General features: G+C 65.9%; 16 protein-coding genes and 2 pseudogenes. 8 read left to right on the top strand and 10 right to left on the bottom strand.

Features of this window, described 5'->3' with window-relative positions; all coding sequences use genetic code 11:
* Positions 1–33: 33 nt before the first annotated feature.
* Positions 34–1,110: an SIS domain-containing protein gene (locus QFZ23_RS02235; RefSeq protein WP_306920318.1), complete on the top strand. Its 1,077-nt coding sequence runs from the start codon at positions 34–36 to the stop codon at positions 1,108–1,110.
* The gene (gene nagA, locus QFZ23_RS02230) at positions 1,107–2,255 is read left to right on the top strand and encodes an N-acetylglucosamine-6-phosphate deacetylase (RefSeq protein WP_306920317.1); all 1,149 of its coding nucleotides are present in this window, start codon (positions 1,107–1,109) and stop codon (positions 2,253–2,255) included. The genes QFZ23_RS02235 and nagA overlap by 4 nt, the downstream gene beginning before the upstream one ends.
* Before the next feature lie 179 nt (positions 2,256–2,434).
* Here nagA and QFZ23_RS02225 read toward each other — a convergent pair.
* The 10 genes and pseudogenes from QFZ23_RS02225 to QFZ23_RS02175 all read right to left on the bottom strand — a co-directional run bounded on the left by QFZ23_RS02225 (position 2,435) and on the right by QFZ23_RS02175 (position 11,643).
* Positions 2,435–3,003, bottom strand: a pseudogene (locus QFZ23_RS02225) (recombinase family protein).
* Positions 3,004–3,277: 274 nt separating this feature from the next.
* Positions 3,278–3,451 (bottom strand): hypothetical protein, encoded by a 174-nt coding sequence (locus QFZ23_RS02220; RefSeq protein ID WP_306920316.1) that lies wholly within the window; start codon positions 3,449–3,451, stop codon positions 3,278–3,280.
* Positions 3,452–3,541: 90 nt separating this feature from the next.
* A complete protein-coding gene (locus tag QFZ23_RS02215; protein WP_306920315.1) occupies positions 3,542–4,645 on the bottom strand; it encodes a hypothetical protein in 1,104 nt (367 codons plus the stop codon).
* Positions 4,646–5,132: 487 nt separating this feature from the next.
* Complete coding sequence (locus tag QFZ23_RS02205) at positions 5,133–5,687, bottom strand: DUF3090 domain-containing protein (protein WP_306920314.1); 555 nt, start codon at positions 5,685–5,687, stop codon at positions 5,133–5,135.
* A gap of 9 nt (positions 5,688–5,696) precedes the next feature.
* Positions 5,697–6,048 (bottom strand): annotated as a pseudogene (locus tag QFZ23_RS02200) (histidine phosphatase family protein); the annotation flags it as partial.
* A gap of 1,637 nt (positions 6,049–7,685) precedes the next feature.
* Positions 7,686–8,342 carry an amino acid ABC transporter permease gene (locus QFZ23_RS02195; RefSeq protein ID WP_306920313.1) on the bottom strand — a complete coding sequence of 219 codons (657 nt, stop codon included), beginning with the start codon at positions 8,340–8,342 and terminating at the stop codon, positions 7,686–7,688.
* Positions 8,339–8,977 carry an amino acid ABC transporter permease gene (locus QFZ23_RS02190; protein WP_306920312.1) on the bottom strand — a complete coding sequence of 213 codons (639 nt, stop codon included), beginning with the start codon at positions 8,975–8,977 and terminating at the stop codon, positions 8,339–8,341. The genes QFZ23_RS02195 and QFZ23_RS02190 overlap by 4 nt, the downstream gene beginning before the upstream one ends.
* Before the next feature lie 4 nt (positions 8,978–8,981).
* Positions 8,982–9,764 carry an amino acid ABC transporter ATP-binding protein gene (locus QFZ23_RS02185; RefSeq protein WP_306920311.1) on the bottom strand — a complete coding sequence of 261 codons (783 nt, stop codon included), beginning with the start codon at positions 9,762–9,764 and terminating at the stop codon, positions 8,982–8,984.
* Between the two features lie 20 nt (positions 9,765–9,784).
* A complete protein-coding gene (locus tag QFZ23_RS02180) occupies positions 9,785–10,795 on the bottom strand; it encodes an ornithine cyclodeaminase family protein (protein ID WP_306920310.1) in 1,011 nt (336 codons plus the stop codon).
* 5 nt (positions 10,796–10,800) lie between these two features.
* The gene (locus QFZ23_RS02175; RefSeq protein WP_306920309.1) at positions 10,801–11,643 is read right to left on the bottom strand and encodes an ABC transporter substrate-binding protein; all 843 of its coding nucleotides are present in this window, start codon (positions 11,641–11,643) and stop codon (positions 10,801–10,803) included.
* Between the two features lie 235 nt (positions 11,644–11,878).
* Between QFZ23_RS02175 and QFZ23_RS02170 the strand changes: the two genes are divergently transcribed.
* From QFZ23_RS02170 to QFZ23_RS02145, 6 genes are all read left to right on the top strand, one after another.
* On the top strand, positions 11,879–12,559 hold the full coding sequence (locus QFZ23_RS02170) for a GntR family transcriptional regulator (RefSeq protein WP_306920308.1): 681 nt from the start codon (positions 11,879–11,881) through the stop codon (positions 12,557–12,559).
* Positions 12,560–12,786: 227 nt separating this feature from the next.
* Positions 12,787–13,977, top strand: a complete 1,191-nt coding sequence (locus QFZ23_RS02165) for an NAD(P)/FAD-dependent oxidoreductase (RefSeq protein ID WP_306920307.1) — start codon at positions 12,787–12,789, stop codon at positions 13,975–13,977.
* 44 nt (positions 13,978–14,021) lie between these two features.
* A complete protein-coding gene (gene hglS / locus QFZ23_RS02160) occupies positions 14,022–15,434 on the top strand; it encodes a 2-oxoadipate dioxygenase/decarboxylase (protein WP_306920306.1) in 1,413 nt (470 codons plus the stop codon).
* A gap of 38 nt (positions 15,435–15,472) precedes the next feature.
* A complete protein-coding gene (gene amaB, locus QFZ23_RS02155; RefSeq protein WP_306920305.1) occupies positions 15,473–16,999 on the top strand; it encodes an L-piperidine-6-carboxylate dehydrogenase in 1,527 nt (508 codons plus the stop codon).
* A 79-nt stretch (positions 17,000–17,078) separates the two neighbouring features.
* Positions 17,079–18,218 carry a Glu/Leu/Phe/Val family dehydrogenase gene (locus QFZ23_RS02150; protein WP_306920304.1) on the top strand — a complete coding sequence of 380 codons (1,140 nt, stop codon included), beginning with the start codon at positions 17,079–17,081 and terminating at the stop codon, positions 18,216–18,218.
* A gap of 34 nt (positions 18,219–18,252) precedes the next feature.
* Entirely contained in the window at positions 18,253–21,114 is a 2,862-nt protein-coding gene (locus QFZ23_RS02145; protein WP_306920303.1) for an FAD-binding and (Fe-S)-binding domain-containing protein, read from the top strand.
* Positions 21,115–21,246: the final 132 nt, after the last annotated feature.

The raw sequence follows: 21,246 nt of genomic DNA, 5'->3' as shown, positions 1-21,246 counted from the left end.
CCCAACCCTTCTGATCCCACTCCAAGGAGACCCATGACCGCCCCGCACACCACCGCAGCCCCCACTCTCGCCGACTCGCCGCTTCCCGGTTCCCTGATGGCCGCCGAAATCCTGGAACAGCCGGAGGCACTCGCACGGCAGCTTGAACACGGGCGTCCCGCCGTCGCCCGCCTGGCCGCCACCCTCCGGGACGCCGACATCAGGTACGTCCTCCTGGCCGCGCGCGGCACCAGCGACCACGCGGCCCTGTACGCGAAGTACCTCATCGAGACGGTGCTGGGGCTGCCGGCCGGGCTAGCGTCGCCGTCGAGCCTTACGGTGTACGGAGCGGAACCGAAGATGGACGGGGTGCTGTGGCTGGCGGTCAGCCAGTCCGGCGGCTCCCCCGACCTGGTGGACTCCACCGCCGCTGCCGCCCGGGGCGGCGCCCTCACCGTGGCCGTCACGAACGCACCGTCCTCGCCGCTGGCCACTGCCGCACGGCACCACCTGGACATCCTAGCCGGGCCGGAGCGGGCCGTGGCCGCAACGAAGAGCTACACGTCCCAGCTGCTGGCGCTGTGGCAGCTGATCGACGCGTGGGCCGGAGGAAACGGCGCGGAAGCGGCGGACCTGCCGCGTCTCGCCGCCGATGTCCTTGCCCGGCCGGAGATACTGGAGGTTGCAGACCGCTACCGCTTCGTGAACCACATCATCACCACGGGACGCGGCTTCTCCTACCCCACCGCACGGGAGGCGGCACTGAAACTGATGGAAACGTCGTACCTGGCCGCACACGCCTTCTCCGGTGCCGACCTGCTGCACGGGCCCTTCGCCATGATCGACGCCGACCGGCCCGTCATCGCCGTCGCCTCGCCCGGCGCCGGCGGCCGTGCCCTGTACCCCGTGCTGGACCGCCTCGCCGAACGGGGCGCGGACGTCTGCCTGGTGGGTGACGCCGGGGCTGCCCGCCCGCTGAACCATGTGGTGCCGCTGCCGGCCGTCCACGAGCAGCTCTCGCCGATCCTGGAGATAATGCCCCTGCAGCGGCTGGCGCATGCGATGGCCGCCGCGCGCCACCGGGACCCTGATGCTCCGCGGGGCCTGCGCAAGATCACGGAAACCTGGTGAGTCCGACGCTCATTTCTGCTTCCCGTGTCATCCTGCCGGACGCCGCACTGGAGCCCGGCTGGGTGGAGACCGACGGGTCCCTGATCCTTGCCGCCGGATCCGGGCGGGCCGCCAGAGAGCCCGACTTTAGCTTCGCGGACGGCACCCTCGCGCCTGGCTTTGTGGACGCCCACATCCACGGCGGCGGCGGGGTCAGCTTCAATGACGCTGACCCTGCTGCCGCGGCGGTCCGGATCGCCCAGGTGCACCGTTCGCACGGGACCACCACGCTGATGGCCAGCCTGGTCACCGCCCCGCTTACCCAGCTTGAGAAGGCGGTGGCCGCGCTGGCGGCCCTGGTGGAGGAAGGGGTGCTGGCCGGGATCCATCTGGAAGGCCCGTGGCTCAGCCCCGAACACCGGGGCGCCCACGCGGAGGACCTTCTGCTTGCCCCGTCACCGGCGGCCGTCGACAGGCTGATGCTGGCCGGGCGGGGCACCGTGCGGATGGTCACGATCGCGCCTGAACTGGACGGGGGCCTGGCCGCCATCCGGCAGGTCACGGGCTACGGCGCCGTCGCGGCAATCGGCCACACCGGCGCCGGCTACGACCTGGCCCGTGAAGCGATCGCGGCGGGGGCCACCGCCGGGACGCACGTGTTCAACGCGATGCGGCCGCTGCACCACCGGGAACCTGGCCCCGCGCTGGCGCTGCTGGAGGACCCTTCAGTTTTCGCGGAAGTGATATCCGACGGCGTCCACCTCCACCCGTCGCTGGTCCGCTTCATATTGTCGAGCCCGGCGCGGGCCGTTTTCGTCACCGACGCCATGGCGGCAGCCTGCGCGGAGGAAGGCACGTACCAGCTTGGCGGGCTGGACGTCAGGGTGGCCGACGGCGAGGCGCGCCTGGTCAGTGACGGCACCATCGCCGGCAGCATCCTCACGCTGGACGCGGCCGTTCGGCACGCCGTCCTTGACGCAGGCATCCCACTCGCCGACGCCGTCCGGGCGGCAAGCCAGAACCCGGCGGACATGCTGGGGCTGTCCGACGTCGGGCGGATTGAGGCCGGGCGGCAGGCGGATTTGGTGGTGCTCGCCCCGGATCTTGACGTGGCTGCGGTGATGAAGGCGGGTCGCTGGCTGAGCCTGTCGACACCCGTGCGTTGAGGTGGGCCGGAAACCCGCCGGTTGAGCGTCGAGCGGGGTGGTTGAAGCTGTTTATTGAGGTACCGGCCCCTCGCTGGTGGGGTCCTCAACGTACTCCCGCGGGTTTCAGGCCGATAACCGTGATTCCGTCAAGCTGGCGTGGTTGCCGTGGCGTCAGCGGCTGGGTCAGCAGGGAGGGCTTAGTCCGGCTTGGCTTGGCGGAGGTACTGGTACACCGTTTCCCGGCTGATGCCGTAGTCGCTGGCGAGGACGGATTTGGGGATTCCATTCGCTGCCCGCTGGACCAGCTCGGCCGCCAGTTCCGGCGTGAGGGTCTTTTTCCGTCCGCGGTAGGCACCGCGCTGCTTGGCCAGGGCGATGCCTTCCCGCTGCCGCTCCCGGATCAGGGAGCGTTCGAATTCGGCGAAGGCACCCATCACCGAGAGCATGAGGTTGGCCATGGGGGAGTCCTCCCCCGTGAAGACCAGACTCTCTTTGACGAACTCTCCACCCGCACGCCCTTACGGGTCAGAGCCTGGACCAGTGAACGCAGGTCATCCAGGTTGCGGGCGAGCCGGTCCATGCTGTGCACTATGACTGTGTCCCCGTTACGGGCGAACCGCAGCAGCTCAGTCAGCTCCGGTCTGGACGTGTCCCTGCCGGAGGCTTTGTCGGTGAAGACCCGGTCCAGGACCTGGCCGTCCAGCTGGCGTTTCTCGTTCTGGTCCAGCGTGCTTACGCGCACGTACCCGATCCGTTGACCAGCCACCTGAGCCTCCAAACCCTCAACCTGTCAGATTGAGTTCTATGGCCTTTATTGGAGCATAGGTGGCGAGTTCAGGTGGTGAGCGCAACACCTTGAGCTGGGGGGTGTTGTCTCGTGCCGTCGGTGTCGGCCCGGCGTCTGTCCAAGGCTTTTGTGTTCCGTTTGCGCGGGCCGTCCAGCCGCCCAATGATTTAGAGCTAAACATGGTGATGTTGTTCCCGCACAGCCTCGCGGCAGTGCGGGAACAACATCACTTGGTGCCCTTTTCCGATCTGGATCATGAACCCGAGGGGAGGCTGCTCTGGGCGTTGTGGTTGGGCCACCAGCCGATGTGTGCACGCATGGGATCCGGCCAGTTGCCGATTGCACGTCCCATGGGATCGGGCCAGTTGCCGATGTGGGAGCGGCGGGACTGGTCGGAGGCAACGGAAAGCGGGGTGCGGTTGGACATGGCAATTCTCCTGACTGAACGTTGAGTCCGTAGGCCGAGTGCGGCGTACGGCTGGTCTTATCTGCCTGTGTGAAGGCAGAGCTGACCTGTTCAGTCGGGGGAAGACCCCGGATCGGCGGCGGGACCGGAGGGCGGTATCACCGCTGCGCCCGGGGCGAGGGCGCTGGCGGCGGGGAACAGTTCGTTCCAGGAGGCGGCGATATCGGCCGTGTGTGAGCCGGAGCTGTCTGAGCCGGAGGAGCCCGACTCGCCGTGCGTCGCGGCAATATTCAGCCGCTCTGTGGCGGGGTGTTCGTGCAGCAGCCCTTGAGCCGGCGCCTGGATAGCGCGGGCCGGAGGGCGGGTCGAGGCAGTGATCTTCAGCTGGGCGAGTGTCTTGAACGGCGAATCAATGTTTTGGACCGTGGCCAGGTTCGAGGGGGCGGGGGCCGGGGTTGCTGTGCCGGAGAGCGTCGCCGAAGCCGGAGCAGGGCTGGAAGCCTCTGCGGTTGCGGAAACTGCTGCGGCCCGCGTCGGATGAACCTCCCCGGACGGATGGCCAGGGACGGGCCGCCGGGCGTCCGCAACGGGTGATCGCGGCACAGTGGACACCACCGCCGCCAGCGTCTTGCGGACGGTAGCGACAGGAAAGTCCGGGTTGGGCAGTTGTGGAGGTTTGACCGCCGGAAGGGGCAGCCGCAGTAGCCGTTGGGTCACGGAAGCAATGGCGTCGTCCATAGCTGCAACCGCATGATCGACAGTGGAAACTGCCGGGGCCGCAGTCCTGTTCACGGTGGCGGCTACCGATGCGGCTGCCGGAGAAACGGCGGAGACTGCCGGTCCGGCCGTCTTGGTGACAGTGGCGACTGCCGGCGCCGCGACCCGGGGCACTGGGAGGGCCACCGGCTCGGTGGTCGCGGCCACCGTGGAAACAGCAGGCGCGGCCCTGCCCACGATCGCATCGGCGGCAGCTGCAACGTGGTGCGCGGCGGAACCGGCCGGATCCTGCCCGGCCCGCAGAACCTGAGCAGCATGGAGAGACGGAGCATTGGAGAGGCCGAGGTCCAGGGCGCTTTCAGAGACGACGGCCTTGGAAGGGTCCGTTGACGCCTGCGCGCTGCCCGCACCCCACACGAGCCACGCCAGTGCAAGCAGGGCCGGGACCAGAAGGGCGCGCACAGAAACCGTGCGGCAATAGCGAAGCATGCTGCCCATTCCATTCACCCCCCAGAGCAATGCGAGATCAGAATATGCCCGGAGGAGGAACACGTCCAGAGAATATTTGTTCGCATGCTTACCATCGTCCGCCTCGTGCGTAATTCCAGTCCCTTTCCGCGGTTGCTGTCCTGCTGCCGTCAAACGCTCCGCCAAACTCGATACAGCCTAAAAATTGATTCAAAAGGTATACCGGAAAGTGGTTACGCATCGTTGCAGCAGCGCCGCGGTGCCCTGATACATTCCAGGAAAACCGTTTGATGAACACGGCGGTTTTGGCCCGATTCCAAACGCCGATATCCGGCCTTCCGTCAACCTGGGTGAGCCGGGGTGCCGTCGGGAAAAAGTCCCGCAGCGGACTTTCGCCTGCTATCAGCTAAAGGGACGACCACCACGTCACCGATGGTGCCCAGGAATGTAGCGTTTGATGCCGTCGTGATGCGGCGGGTGAGCGTCAGCTTGGCGGTCACAAGGTCCGGGGCTGGTATCAGACCCCGGGAAGGGTGCAGATGTGCCCGTCGGCGTCTATGGGGTAGCCGCAGAGCGAGCAGATCGGACGCCCGGCGCCCACGACCTCACGGGTGCGCTTGGCGAATGCGCGGGCAGTGCCGACCGGCATCCGCACCAGCAGCATTTCGTTCTCGTTAGGGCCGTTCTCATCAAGGGATTCGTCGTCGTCATCAGCATCAACATCGGTGATGGGGTAGGCCTCTATTACGACCTGCGCCGTCGTTGGGTCCCAACCTAAGCTCATGGCGCCGGTCCGAAACTGCTCCTGAACGGCCTCGAGCTGGTCATTATCGACAAGTTCAATGGGCGTACTCGTGGGAACGCTGAAGGGGTTGTTCTCGATGGTGACGAGCTGGTCGAGAATTTCGTCGATCTTCTCGGCGAGCAGAGCCGACTGCTGCTTCTCCAGGGCAATGCTCACGATCTGCGTCCCTGCGCGCACCTGCAGGTAGAACCTGCGCGCCCCCGGAAGGCCAATGGTGCCAACGACGACCCGATCGGGCCAGGCAAACTCGTGAACACGTGTAGGCATGTCAGTATTTTAGGCACGTGAGGTCCATGGTGCCTTTTGCCCTGCACCCCCGCCCACGGGTGCATCGCCAGAGTGGACGCCGTTCGACAGCCACGACAGGTCGCCCGTTTCGGTGTTGGTCGCATAGACGCTCGCCGACTTACGCCGCAGGCACGATCGATACGGAGCAGGGGCCCACGTTAATGCGCTGGAACAGGTCAAGGTGCATGCCGAACGAGTCGGCGAGGATTGACTTGATGATGTCACCGTGACTCACCGCCACTCACACGGCCCCTGGCCCGTACTCGGTTTCGAAGGCTGTATCGGGGCATCGAATCGCTGCCACCGACCGAGCCTGCATCGCTGCCATGGATTCACCGCCGGAAAGATGACGGCGGACAGGTCGCGGACCGGCTCGGGCAGACGGATCGAATCCTGATCTGCCTTCAGCCACCGGGTCTCCTGCAACTGCTGTCATGCTTCCACGGTCGCGCGGAAAGCATGCCGTATTAACGCCCAAATCACAGGCTAAATGACAAGCCCGAAACGCCGATAATGGACCTTTCGGCAACCTGGGGGAGTGGTCTGCCCGGCCCGCTGTAGAAGTGAAGAGTCGAACGGCACCACGTCGAGGAACTGTCTAGAGGCGGCAATTCCGGGGAGCAGGCTCCAAATTTGGAAACTAAGCCTACTGACGATATTTTGGTTGTAGTGTCTCCGCGTTCCCCCATTCGCGGATGCATCGACCTAGAAGGACCCCGCGGCGTTGACTCGTGCTGCGGGGTCTTTCGCCGTCCGCATACACTCCTGAGCCAAGCCGGAGCCCCGAAAATGCCGCCGCGCTTGCTGGTCCAGCGGACGCCATCGCGCCGCCCGTCACGGCGCATGCTGGTTCTCACACGGCCCGAAGGGGAGCGCGCTCCCCCTGTGTGATTGTGAACAGGCTGACCGGTAGGAGCTGAACGACGGGAACTTAGGCCAACACTCCCGGAAGCTCGGACACGCCGGCTCTTCCTGGTGGATAACAGGAAGGCATTTCTCAACAGATCCCTGATCGCTCGGACGGCGACGGTGGACATGCTGTGCACAGCATCCGCATGGCTTTGTCCGGCTTCTCAAAGTGTCAGCACCCCGCCCCTACGATGGTCGTCCCAGTCGAAGGAACAGGTGGTCTCAGGTGAGCGAACAAGGCAGTGGAAAGGCGAGTCGGGTGCAGGTCGCGGGTCTGTGGATTGCGTCGTGCAGCCTTGCCTTGGCGCTGCTCCGGACTGTGCTCGACGTCCTTGAAGTCATGGGACGCTGAGCGGCAAACCGTCCTTGAAGGGTTGCAGGACCGGGTGTTAGGGCGACGGTTCCTGAACATCCGGCCGTGAACCTGGTGCTGGTTGGCCAGTTCTGACCCTGAAGTTATGAGGGGGAAAGGCCCGATCGGCAGTCGTCCCCTGGCCAGATGACGGGTCTGTGATCGACGCCAGCACCAATACTTGGCGCTGCTCGTTCAGAGTGGCCGTGGCCGGTTCTCTATGACGTTCTTCATGACCAGTGTGGAGCTCACGCGCTGGACGCCGGGCAGGGCGGAGATATTCTCGTCGTGATGCCGTTCTCCTAACCGGCTGCTTCCGAGGCGGCTTTTGCGGAAGTGACTTGCGACCCTCGTGACGTAAGGCCAAGCGGGAGACGCACCACCACCTATCGGCGTTCGAAGCTCCCGAGACCGGCCGCTGGGTCGAGCATTGATTACGCTGGCACCCATTCCTCACGCGCCGTCGATGAACTCCGGCCTTCGGTCTCCAACCTACCGATTCTCGGCGAAGCGGGCCGGAAGGCGTGGGACAGGCAGTGGCGTCCCGGACTGCCTGAAGGCGGGTGCTCGTTTATTCAGTCTGTCTCCGGGCCGACACAGTAGTCGCATCCGGCCTCGCACTCGTCTGCAAGAAATCCGCTCGCAGCCTTCACGCGCGTAGCTTCCGCGGTTTCTGGTGCTCTTTGAAGGAGTAAGCTCATATCCGGCTTCCGTCTCTAAAGGTGTTTGGCTAGGTGCTTTTCTGCGCCCACGGAAAGCCAAGTGGCGGGAATCGAAATCGCTGCGTAGATGGCACCGGCAATGATGAACAGATTCAAGTATTTGAAGGAGGATGAGCCCGCTGAGTAGGCCTGGCTCATGAGTTCGGGAACAGCCACGGAGTATGCAAGGGACGTCGCTTGGAACAGCAGGACGGCGAATCCCATCAGGGCCGGCAGCGCAATCCGCATGCCCTGCGGGATGATGACGAAGCGCAGGGTGTCCGCATGGCTCATGCCAAGGGCCTGGGCGCCTTCGATCTCGCTTGCGGGAACTGAGGCGAGGCCGCCGCGGATGTACTCGGCCATGTAGGCCGCGGCGGTCCACGTCAGGGCGAGCGTTGCTGAGGCGAAGGCAGTCAATGTGATGCTGGCGTTGGGAAGCCCGTAGTACATCAGCTGCAGGAGCACCAGCGCGGGCGCTCCACGCCCGACCTCAACGAAGAAGGTGGACGCCCAGCGAAAGGCGGTGTTCCTGGACGTGATGCCGAGCGCGAAAACAAGGGCGAAGACGGTGCCGAAAAGCAGGCTGAGGCCGGTCAGGGCGAGGCTGATTTTCAGGCCGCCGAGCAGGGTGGGGCCGTAATCGATGATGTCTTGGAGGATGGTGTTCATCGGGCCACGGCCTTCCGCATTTTGATGTCCAGGTTCCGGGAGAGCATGCCCAGCGGCATGCTGAGCATGATGTAGATGGCTGCGGCGATGAAGTACACCACGATGCCCTGCCCGGACATCCTGGCGTTTTGCTGGGTGAGGTACACAATCTCCGCGACGCCGATGGTGGACACGATGGAGGAATCCTTCAGCAGGCCGATGCCGTAGGTGGTAAAGCCGGGGATGGCCACACGAAGTCCCTGCGGACCGATGATCCGGGTCCACAGGGTGAACCTGTCCAGGCCCAGGGCTTCGCTGGCCTCCCACTGTCCGGCGTTGACTGCCCCAAGGGCGCCACGGAAAATCTCGGTCAGGTAGGCGCCGGCAACGACGCCGAGTCCGATGACGCCGGCCCAGAAGGCACTGAGCTTGAAGGTGCCGACGCTGATTCCGTAGAAGAGGACGAACAGCCAGACGATGGGCGGGATGCCCCGCAGGATGTCGATCACGGCCCGGGTCAGGAATCGGACGGCGGTCCGGCCGGAACGGAGGCCCGCCAGCAGGGGCAGTGCCACCAGGCTGCCGATGCCTAGGGAAACCGCGGTCACCAGGAGCGTCATTGGCAGGCCGAGGGCGATGGCTTTGAGGATATCCATGTGCTCAGCGCTCCAGTACAGCGCGAAGGAAGCGGCGGGTGCGCTCGTGCTCCGGTTCGCGCATGATCCGGTGCGGATCCCCCTGTTCGATGATGCCGCCGTCAGCCATGACAACCAGGGTGTCGGAGACATTCTCGGCGAAGCCCATTTCATGGGTCACCACGATCATGGTCATACCGTCGGAGGCCAGCTCCTTCATGACCTCCAGGACTTCGACGCCGACCTCCGGGTCAAGCGCGGACGTGGGCTCGTCAAAGAGCATCACCTGCGGTCCGAGCGCCAGGGCGCGGGCGATGGCGATGCGCTGCTGCTGCCCGCCGGAGCACCGCGACGGGTATTGCTTCGCCTTGTCTGCCAACCCCATGCGGCCCAGAAGCTCCATGGACTTGGTGTCCGCTTCCTCGCGGCTGCGGCCGAGGATGCGCTGCTGGGGCAGGCTGATATTGCGCAGCACGGTCATGTGCGGGAACAGGTTGAAGTGCTGGAAAACCATGCCGGCGCTGCGCCGCAAGGGCGCCAGGCTCTTGGCGGAGAGCGGCTTGGATGCGTCGATGCGGTGGCTGCAGATCTCGATCTGGCCTTTGTCCGGCCTTTCCAGCAGGTTGATGCAGCGAAGTAGTGTGGACTTGCCGGCGCCGGACGGACCGATCATGGCGGTCACTGTGCCGGGCGCGACCTCCAGGGTGACGTCCCTGAGGACCACGTGGTCTCCGTAGGCCTTGGCCAGGTTGGTTACCCTCACAGCCGTTTGCCCTGTGGTGAGGGGGTCCTTAGCGATGCTTTGCATTGTGAAGTCCTTTCGGTGGGTCAATTGGGCTCAGCCGGCGAAAGCGCCGGCGAACCATTATCGGAGAGCCACAGCCGGTGGATGGCTGCCGCGATGGCAAGGTCCTGCCAGGGCATTCCCGTGGTTTTGAAGACGGCTGGCCTGCTGGTAGACGGTGCGGGCGGGCCGTTCTGTTGCAGGCGGGCCAACGTGATCAGGTTCTGCGGGTTCAGCTCCCCGTGGGCGACGGCGTCGATGACCTCGCCGGCCTCTGCCAGGGCGGTGTTGGCGGACTCAACGCAGATCCGTGCCCTGGCCATAAGCTCCCGGTCCAGTTCCCTGTTGCCTGATTGGTGGGAGCCGGTGGCCACGACGGTGGCACCGGGCCGCACGGAACGCCCGGAGAACAGCGGGGAAGGCGAGGCAGTGCAGCAGACCGTGACGTCCGCGCTGCCCACCAGCGTCTCTGCCTCCGCCAGGCCGTGCGATGATGCCTTGAGCCCGAGTTCCTCTGTTGCCTTCGTCGCCAGGCCCGCGGCGGCGCCGGGGTTCCGCGCGGCGACAGCGACTGTTTGCAGCCCGAAGACCGCGTGGAAGACCCTGATGTGTTCCCAGGCCTGGACACCGGCACCGAAGACAACTATCCGCGGGATTGTCCGGTGCCCCAGCAGCCGAAGGCCGAATGCTGAGACGGCCGGTGTGCGGATCCGGGTCAGGGCCGCGCCGTCAATGACGGCAGCGGGTTGCTGGGTGTCACCGGCGAAGAGGACATAGACGCCCTGGATGCCGGGCCTGCCCCGGGAGGTGTTGCCAGGCGTCAGAGTGAGGATTTTTGTTCCGGCGTAGTCCTGTGAGGCAGCGGGCATCTGGAGCAACTGGCCATGCGGTGTTTCCACGCGGCTCCGGACGCCGTCGCGCTCGGGGTCGACGCCGCTGGACAGCGCGTCGCTGAGGGCCTGGACGGCTGCCATGGGCGGCAATGCCATGACGTGGTCCGGGCCGAGCACGGTGAGGGGCGGATCCACAACGGTCAGTGCCGCACTGATGGGCATGTGGCTCAGCCGATGAGTCGGGGTGCGCCCGTGTCGGCACCGGTTTCCGGGAGGCCGGCCCCCTTGAGCGCAGAACCGATCGTGCCGTCGGATTTCATTGAGGTGATGGTTGCGTCCAGCGCAGCACCCAGCCCGCTGTTGGACTTGATGTAGGGGAAGGCGATCTGCGCTGGCTCCTTGGACGCCTTGACGCGGGCATCAGGCTGCACGGCAGTCACCTTGTACTTGGAGTCACCCTTGTACATCTCGACGGCGGATCCGTAGCTGTCGATCCCCGTGTCGATGCGGCCGGCTTTCAGGTCGGCCTGCATTTCCACGGCCGACGGGTAGATGGTCAGCTTGTCGCCGAGCAAGGCCTTCAAGTCAGGAACCCAGAGGTATCCATCCACAGTGCCCACCTTGCGGCTCTCGAGTGCGGAAACCTGATCGATGCCCTCGATGCTGACGGTGGCCATCTCGTCCGTGTAGACGGGTCTCGTCAGTCCGACGATCTTGTCCCTTTCCGAGGTCCGGTAGTAGGCGCCGATGGCGACGTCAGCACGGCTGGATTGCACCGCCGGGATGGTGCCCGCGTAAGACGTTGGCTCGGCTTTGACTTCGAGGCAGTTGCGCTTCGCGAATTCCTTGATGAGTTCACCGTCCACGCCGGCCAGCTGGCTGTTGGCGTAGGTGGAGAACGGCGGAAGTTCCGGGACGGCCACCGTGAGCGTGCCGGCACTAAGGGTTTGGAACGAAGCCGCAGGCTTGCAGTCGGCTGCCACCGTCTTTGCGGCGTCATTGCCGCATGCGGTCATCGAGGAGACGACGAGGGCGCCAAGGGCCGCAGCTGTCAGAACAGACTTCTTCATGGAGAGATCCTCTACTGGGAAACGGAGATGTGAGGCGCGACACCTGATCGGTTGTCGATTACTAATAACAGATCACTTCAGCTCCCCTGTCAAGAGGCACTTACTTTTGCGACGTCCGGCGGTTGCGAGACGGTTTCCCTGCGATTTCGGGGGCGTTTCGCCACGCCGGAAGAGCGACTAGGAGTAAGCGCGAAGGGTGCTGGACAATGGATTACACAACACTCGGGAGGAAATCATGCAGCCCATCTCATCCTGGGGCGGCCACGTCGACCCGTCAGCCCTCCAGCACCTGACCCTGAAGGATTCCGCCGAGGAAATCGTCCGTCGCGCACTCCTGAGCGGGTCCATGAAGCCCGGGCAGATCTACTCGGCCAACAGCCTCTCCGCCCAGCTGGGCGTGTCGAACAGCCCCACTCGCGAGGCCATGCTTGCACTTGCCGGCAAGGGACTCCTGGAAGTAGTGCGCAACCGCGGCTTCCGCGTGGTCGAGATGTCCGATCGCGACAAGCAGGAGGTCTATGACCTCCGCCTTCTTATCGAAGTCGAAGCCGTGCGGCGCGTGACCGCTGCAGGCATCGGTGAGTCCGAGTCCGTGGCCCTGAAGGCCCTGGCGGACAAGACCATCGACGCTGCGGAGACCGAGAACATGCTCGAGTACCTGGAAACAGACCAGCAATTTCACTCCCACCTGGTGGGCCTGCTCGGAAACCGTCGGTGGACCGCCATTGTTGAAAACCTCAGGGACCAGTCCCGGATCACCGGCTCCTATCACCTGCAGGAGCGCGGCCTGCTCATGAGCAGCGCCGAGGAACACCGAGGCATCCTCGAGGCAGTCCTCGCTGGTGACGAGAAGCTTGCTGGCGAGCGAATGTCACGCCACCTCGACTACGCGCGCCCGGAGACCGGAAAGGACTGAGCTCTCCCAAGCACGACCTCCGCCCCGCCCTGCGCCAGCAGGGCGGGCTTTTTTCTCGCGTGCGACGGCCAGGCATCCCTCGTCGTCCAACGGCCAAAAAATAAATCTTCTGCCAGCCTCTTGACGGCCATCGTGGCAGCGGTCACGATATAGGTAATCCATAACCCATTACCGATCGCTCTTCGCTACGCCCTTAGGGGGCGCGGGGCCCAGTTAGGAGAGATTTCGTGGCCAATCAGGTTGTTCCGCTGGACTTGAGCTACGCCTATTCCCAGCCGACGGAAGCAGAAGTCGTCATTATCGGCGGCGGCATCATGGGTGTCAGCACGGCTTGGCACCTGGCAGACCGCGGAGTGAAAAACATTGTCGTCATTGAACAGGCCGAACTGGGCAGCGGGTCCTCCGCCAAGCCTCTCGGCGGCGTGCGGGCAAATTTTTCCGATCCGGGAAACATCATCCTGGGACAGCGGTCGCTGGCCGAGTACACCAGGTTTCCGGAAAGGTTCGGTGCCGATATCGGCCTGCAGACCGTGGGGTACCTGTTCCTGTGCCGCTCCGCAGGCGAGGTCGCCGACCTGGAGCGGGCCACGGAGATCCAAAACTCCATGGGCGTGAACAGCCGCATGGTGTCCCCGTCCGAGGCTGGCAAGATCAATCCGCTGCTGGATCCGTCGGTTCTCACGGCTGCATCTTTCTCTCCCGGTGACGGGTTTGCCGAGCCCGGCCTGGCCGTTGAAGCCTATGCCGCAGCAGCCCGGGAACGCGGGGTGACCTTCCTCAACCGCACCCAGGTGGTCGAGATCCAGCGCAACGGCCGGTCGATTGAAACGGTGATTACCAACCGTGGCACCATCCGCACCGGTGCGGTGGTGTGCTGTGCGGGTGCGTGGAGCGCCCGGATTGGCGACATGGCCGGTGTGGACCTGCCGGTCACGCCTGTGCGGCGGCTCATCGGCATGACCCGGCAGCAGGCCCGGCCCTTTCCACGCGTTCCCTTCACCCTGGACCTGTCCACCACCATGTACTTCCACAACTATCTCAATGGCCTGCTCGTGGGTATCTCCCATGAGCAGGAGGGCGGATTTTCCCGCGAGTTCAACTACGACTGGCTGCCGGAGTTCAACGCGGCCGCCTCGGTCTGCGCGCCGGAGCTGGAGAATCCCGACCTGGAGTGGGGCTGGGCCGGACTCTATGAGAACACCCCCGACCACAACGCCCTCATTGGGCAGGCGGAGGAGCTTCCCGGGTTCTTCTACGCCACCGGGTTCTCCGGGCATGGTTTCCTCCAGGGCCCGGCCGTGGGCGAACTCGTGGCCGACCTGTACCTCGGCAAGCCGACTTTCCTCGACCCTTCCCACTTCTCAGCGGACCGCTTCAAAGGGACTGAAACAGCCTTGCGGGAAGTCAACATCATCTGACCACCGAAACAGGCATTGACCACCCGACCAGAAAGGAACCATCCATGTCTTTCCGAGAACCCTGGCAGCTCCGGGCTAAATTCGCCCGCAGGTTATCGACGATGTACGGCGAGGAGGTCCCGGCGTACAACACCCTGGTGGACGTCTCCACCGCCGTCAACGAAGACTACCTGCGCAGCAAGGGCGCCGAAGCGGAACGCCTCGGAAGCATCTCCCGGGTCACGGCCGAAAGGCACGGCGCCATCCGGGTCGGATCCGCCGCAGAAATGGCCCAGGTTGCCCGCGTTTTCGCCGCCTTTGGCATGCACCCGGTGGGCTTCTACGACCTGCGGGACGCCTCCAAATCATCCGTGCCCGTCGTCTCCACCGCATTCCGCCCCGTCGACCCGGAGGAACTGGCCCGGAACCCGTTCCGCGTGTTCACCTCCATGCTGGCCGCCGACGACCCCCGCTTCTTCAGCGCCGAACTGCAGGAGCAACTGCAAAGGTTCATCGGTTCCCGCACCCTTTTCCCAAAAGAGCTGCTGGACCTGGCGGACAAGGCCGCGGCCGCGGGCGGCCTCGAGGACGACGAGGCGGACCGGCTCCTGGAGCTGGCCACCGCCGCATTCAAGCTGTCGGACCACCCCGTGGACCACGCCTGGTACAAGAAGCTCGAGGCGGTCTCCGCCGTTGCCTCCGACATCGGCGGGGTCAGCACCACGCACATCAACCACCTCACGCCCCGGGTGCTGGACATCGACGATCTCTACGGCCGGATGGAAGCCCAGGGGATCACCATGATCGACGAGATCCAGGGCCCGCCCCGCTGGGACGGACCCGACGTCCTGCTGCGGCAGACCTCGTTCCGGGCACTCTCGGAAGACCGGGTCTTCCGCTTCGAGGACGGCACCGTCGGCCCCGGAGAACTTCGGGTCCGCTTCGGCGAGGTCGAGCAGCGCGGTATTGCCCTCACTCCCGCAGGGCGCGACCTGTACGACAGGATGGTCGCCGAAACGGACCGCCGGCTGGCCGCCGGCCAGGGCAACGGCATCCGCGTCGACGTCGCCCGGGGGGTCTGGGAGGAAAACCTCCCCCGCACCGAGAAGGAACTGGCCATGCAGAAACTCGCCTACTTCACATTCACCGTGGACGGCGACGCCCAGTGGAGCCATTACGGCGACTCGCTCCGCGGCCGGACCGTCTCACTGACGGAACTGATCGAACGGGGCGTCGCAGTTCCGGAGCCCATCGTCTACGAGGATTTCCTCCCCCGCTCCGCGGCCGGGATTTTCCAGTCCAACCTCACCGACGAAGGCTCGCGCGACGACGCGCAGGCCGGCACCGACTACGACATCACCGTGATGTCCACGATCGTCGGCCGCACCGTGGCGGATCCGAATGAGCTCTACCAGCGGCAGCAGGACGCCTCCGTTGCCGCGCTGGCAGAAGACCTGGGCACGACTGTCGAAGTCTGACCCGCAAACAACACGAACCCAGAGGAGACAGAAGAAAAATGACTGAGACCATCCAGGAAACCGCCCTCGCAGCATCCGTCAGCCGAGCCCTTGAGGCCTGCGGCGTAACCGCCGATGCGCTCGGCGGCGACCATGAAGCGCGCAGCCCGCTCACGGGCGAAGTGCTGCTCACCGTCCCCAGTGCCACCGCTGACGAGGTCAACGAAGCCATCACGAAGGCCCACGAAGCCTTCCTGAGGTGGCGCGAGGTCCCGGCTCCCGTGCGCGGCAACGTCATCAAGCGGTGGGGCGAACTGCTCACCGAGCACAAGGAGGACCTGGCGGTTCTCGTCCAGGCTGAGGCGGGAAAAATCACCTCCGAGGCCCTCGGCGAGGTCCAGGAAATGATCGACATCTGTGACTTTGCCGTCGGCCAGTCCCGCATGCTCTACGGCAAGACCATGCCGTCCGAGCGCCCGGGCCACCGGCTGCAGGAGACGTGGCACCCCCTGGGCGTGGTGGGTGTCATCTCCGCCTTCAACTTTCCCGTCGCCGTGTACTCCTGGAACACCGCGCTGGCCCTGGTCTGCGGTGACTCCGTCGTCTGGAAGCCGTCCGGCATCACGGTCCTGAGTGCCCTCGGCGCCCACGCCCTGCTGGCCCGCGCCATCAAGGACACCGGCGCACCGGCCGACATCCATCAGCTGGTCATCGCCGACCGCCACGCCGGCCAGGCGATCGTGGACGATCCGCGGGTAGCGCTCGTGTCCGCCACCGGCTCCGTGCGCCTGGGGCAGGAGATCGCCCCGCGCATCGCCGCCCGTTTCGGCCGCGCGCTCCTGGAGCTCGGCGGCAACAACGCAGCGATCGTCGCCCCCAGCGCCGACCTGGACCTCGCCCTGCGCGGCATCGTCTTCGCCGCCGCCGGTACGGCCGGACAGCGCTGCACCACCATGCGCCGCCTCATCGTGCACGAGTCCATCGTTGACGAGCTCACCGAGAAGCTCATCAGCGCCTACGGCACGCTCCGCATCGGCGATCCGACGGACCCGTCCACCCTGGTGGGCCCGCTCATCAACAAGAAGAGCTTCAACGACATGCAGGGTGCCCTCGCCGACGCCAAGGCCCAGGGCGGTACCGTCGTGACCGGCGGCGGCCGTGTCCTCGCCGACGAGCGCCCTGACGCCTTCTACGTTGAACCCGCTATCGTCCGGATGCCCCGGCAGAGCGAGGTGGTCCAGGACGAAACCTTCGCACCCATCCTGTACGTGCTGACCTACAGTGACTTCTCCGAGGCGATCGCGCTGCAGAACGGCGTGCCGCAGGGCCTGTCCTCCGCCATCTTCACCAATGACCAGGCCGAAGCCGAGAGGTTCATCTCTGCCGCCGGGTCGGACTGCGGCATCGCCAATGTCAACATCGGAACCTCCGGTGCCGAGATCGGCGGTGCGTTCGGCGGCGAAAAGGAGACCGGCGGCGGACGCGAGTCCGGTTCCGACTCCTGGCGCGTGTACATGCGGCAGGCAACCAACACCATCAACTACTCCGGCGAACTCCCCCTCGCCCAGGGCGTCAAGTTCCTCTGACCCCTGCCGCTGTGGCCCGGTCACGCCGGCCGGGCCACAGCCGTCCTTTCTCGTAAGCACATCTAGGAGCGCACCGCCGATGGCAAGCATGTTCGACCTCATGGACGAATGGGGTCCTGAGAAAATCGTCGCGGTCAGCGACGCCAAGACGGGGATGAAAGGCGTCCTCGTCATCGACAACACCTCCCGCGGCATCGGCAAGGGAGGCACCCGGATGCAGCCGGGAGTCACCGTCGAGGAGATCGCCCGCCTCGCCCGCGTCATGACCTGGAAGTGGGCTGGCGTCGACCTGTTCTACGGCGGGGCGAAGGCCGGCATCCAGGCCGATCCGCGTTCCCCCTACAAGGAGGAAATCCTGCGGTCCTTCGTGCGCCGGCTCTCCAACGAAGTTCCCCGCGAATATGTCTTCGGCCTGGACATGGGCCTCACCGAGAACGATGCAGCAGTCATCATCGACGAACTCGGCGACCGGGGTTCCGCCGTCGGCACCCCCTACGAGCTGGGCGGTGTGCCCTACGACCAGCTGGGCATCACCGGGTATGGCGTGGCCGAAGTCGTGGATCAGGCCGCGAGCCGGCAGGGGCTGCAGGGTTCCCGCGTGGCCGTGCAGGGCTTCGGCGCCGTGGGCCACGCCGCTGCCTCCCGGCTGCATGAACTGGGTTACCAGGTGGTGGCGATATCCACTGCCGAGGGCGCCATCGCAGACCCGTCCGGGCTGGACATCCCCGAGCTGTTGCGCCGCCGCAGCGAGTCCGGAGACGCCCTGGTCGCTGATTTCCCTGAGTTGAAGATCGACCCGGGCGACGAGCTCTTCGTGGACGCAGAAATCGCGGTCCCGGCAGCACTGCAGGACGTGATCGACGCCTCCGCCGCGGAGCGGATGGGCGCCCGCCTCGTCGTCGAAGGCGCCAATCTGCCCACGAGCTCCGAAGCCCAGCAGGTGCTGCTGCGGCGAGGTGTGACTGTGGTGCCGGACTTTGTGGCCAACGCCGGCGGCGTGGTGAGCGCGGCCTTCGCCATGGACGCCCGATACTCGCCCTTCCGGGCAGCGACGGAGTCCATCTTCAGCACGGTGTCGGAAAAGCTTCGTGCAAACACCGTCCAGGTTCTCGAGGCGGCCGAGAGCCGCTCGGTGACCAGTCACGAGGCGGCCCGCAGTCTTGCCCAGGAACGGGTCCGCGCTGCCATGCTGCTGCGCGGCAAGCCGTTGCCGCACTAGCATCAGCCATCAAGACCCCAACAGGAGTATGAGCATGTCCCCGTCAACGAACCTATCCGGTCACGCGGCAGCAGAAGCGCTCGTTGACGAGCTGCACCGGCTGGGGCTGGAAGGCACTGTCGATGACTCCTCCCTCACGCGGAGCCTGTATTCGACCGATGCCTCCAATTACCGTGTGGTCCCGGAGGTGGTGGTCCTTCCCCGCTCGAAGGAGGACGTCATCACCACGGTGCAGGCGGCGGGCAGGCACCGGGTTCCTGTCACCGTCCGCGGGGCCGGCACCTCGTGTGCCGGCAACGCGGTCGGCCCGGGTGTGGTCATCGACTTCTCCCGGTTCATGAACCGGGTCCTGTCGGTCACCCCGGAGAGTTCGACGGCGGTCGTGGAACCCGGCGTCGTGCTGACCACCCTGCAGGCAGCAGCCCAGCCGTTCGGGCTCAGGTTCGGACCGGACCCGTCTACCGCAACCCGCTGCACCCTCGGCGGGATGATTGGCAACAACGCCTGCGGCCCGCACGGGCTCTCCTACGGCCGCACGGCAGACAACGTGGTGTCCATGACATGGCTGACCGGCCGCGGCGACGTCGTTACGGTTGGCTCCGGAGCCGATGCCCTGGACGCCGTCCCGGGACTGGCGTCGCTCGTGGACGAACACCTGGCGGTGCTGCGCACCGAGTTCGGCCGCTTCGGCCGCCAGATTTCCGGCTACTCCCTCGAGCACCTGCTGCCGGAGAATGGCCGCAACCTTGCCGCGGCACTTGTCGGCACCGAAGGCAGCTGCGGCATCCTCCTGGAAGCCACCGTCAAACTCGTTCCCCGCGCCGCCGCTCCGGCACTGGCTGTGCTGGGGTACAGCGACATGGCCACCGCTGCCGACGACGTGCCCAACCTCCTGCCCTTCCGCCCGCTGGCTCTGGAAGGGCTGGACGCCCAGCTCGTGAACGTGGTGCGCCGCGCGCACGGTGACGGGAGTGTTCCGGCGCTGCCCGCCGGCGGCGGCTGGCTGATGGCTGAGGTCGGCGGGGACACCTCCGAAGAGGCCATCGAAGCAGCCGGCAAGCTCGTCGCCGCTGCCAGCGCCATCGAGGCCATCGTCCTGCCCGCCGGTCCCGAAGCCGTCCGGCTGTGGCAGATCCGTGCAGACGGCGCAGGCCTCGCCGGACGCACCGCCGCCGGGGAGCAGGCCTGGCCCGGCTGGGAAGACTCCGCCGTCCCGCCGGAAAAACTGGGCGGCTACCTTCGCGGCATGGAAGCCCTCATGGCCTCGGAAGGCCTCTCCGGCCTGGCCTACGGCCACTTCGGGGACGGGTGCGTGCACGTCCGCATCGACTTCCCGCTGGAACGCGATGCCGCGCTCATGCGGCGGTTCCTCGAGCGGGCCGCCGCGCTGGCCGCCGAGCACGGCGGCTCCCTCTCCGGCGAACACGGCGACGGCCGCGCCCGCTCGGAACTCCTGAAGACCATATACAGCCCCGAAGCCCTCCGGGTCATGGAAAAATTCAAGGCACTGCTCGATCCCGAGGACCTGATGAACCCGGGCGTCGTGGTCCGTCCGGCGCCGCTCGACGCCGACCTGCGCCGGCCCCAGGCACTGGAGCTGAAGGCCACCGACGGCTTCGCCTTCGCCCACGACGACGGCGACATCACCAAAGCGGTGCACCGCTGCGTCGGCGTCGGGAAATGCCGCGCCGACCTGCGCCCACAGGGCGGCTTCATGTGCCCCTCCTACACTGCCACGCTGGACGAGAAGGACTCCACCCGCGGACGCGCCCGAACTTTGCAGGAGATGCTTAACGGCGGCGTGGTCACCCTGGGCTGGAGTTCCCCGGAGGTCCACGACGCCCTGGACTTGTGCCTGAGCTGCAAGGCCTGCGCTAACGACTGCCCCACCGGGATCGATATGGCCATGTTCAAGTCCGAAACGCTGCACCAGACCTACAAGGGACGCCTCCGCCCGCTTAGCCACTACACGCTGGGCCGGCTGCCCCAGTGGCTCAAGCTCGCCGCGCCCACCGCCCCGCTGATCAATCTCGCAGGCCGCATTCCCGCGCTGCGAAAGCTCATGATGACTCTGATGGGCGCGGACACCCGCCGTTCCCTGCCGCCGCTTCCACTGGTGCCGTTCCGCTGGAGCAAACCAGCGCGACGCTCCCTCACACTGGCCGCCGCCGGCGGCCCTCAACACGGCCCAAAAGTCCTGCTTTGGGTCGACTCCTTCTCCGACGCCATGGCCCCGGGCATTCCCCGCGACGCCCTCCACGTGCTCACGGCGGCAGGCGCCGACGTCGAAATCGCCGGCCCCGGTGCCTGCTGCGGCCTCACCCTCATCTCCACCGGCCAGCTCACCGCAGCCAAGGCAAAGCTCCGGAAAACCCTGGACCTGCTCATCCCTCACGTCCGGGAAGGCCGCACCGTCGTCGGGCTCGAACCCAGCTGCACCGCCACCCTGCGCTCCGACCTGCTCGAACTGCTCCCCGACGACCCCCGCGCAGCCGAGCTCGCACGGTCCGTGAAGACCGTCGCGGAGTTCCTGACCTCCATCAACTGGACCCCGCCTCAGGTCGCGGAGAAACTCCTCGTCCAGCCCCACTGCCACCAGTACTCGGTCATGGGGTACGGCGCGGACCAGGCGCTGCTGGAAGCCATGGGCTGCGACGTCGAAACCTCAGCGGGTTGCTGCGGCTTGGCCGGGAACTTCGGAATGGAAAGAGGCCACTACGAGGTTTCCGAAAACATCGCTCGCGCCGGGATCCTTGCTAAGTCAGACGCCGCACCGGACCGGAAGATCATGGCTGACGGCTTCTCCTGCCGCACCCAGGTCCAGGATCTCGCCGGGCTCGACAGCCGGCACCTCGTCCAGGTCCTTGCCGAAGCACTCAAGGCTGAAACCGGTTAAAAGTCATGCTCGTTGCTCGTGTCGCTATCACTGCCACTATCCATTGTCGGCCGGCCGGAACACACGTGGCAGGACCCACTTGGCCTTGGCGAAAATTGCCGGGCAGCTCAGCGCCTAGGGGTGCTTCCCTAT

Origin of the sequence: Arthrobacter globiformis, assembly GCF_030818015.1 — a bacterium.
Taxonomy (GTDB): domain Bacteria; phylum Actinomycetota; class Actinomycetes; order Actinomycetales; family Micrococcaceae; genus Arthrobacter; species Arthrobacter globiformis_C.
The sequence above is the reverse complement of the archived record's forward strand: the minus strand, read 5'-3'. Positions and strand labels throughout refer to the sequence as shown.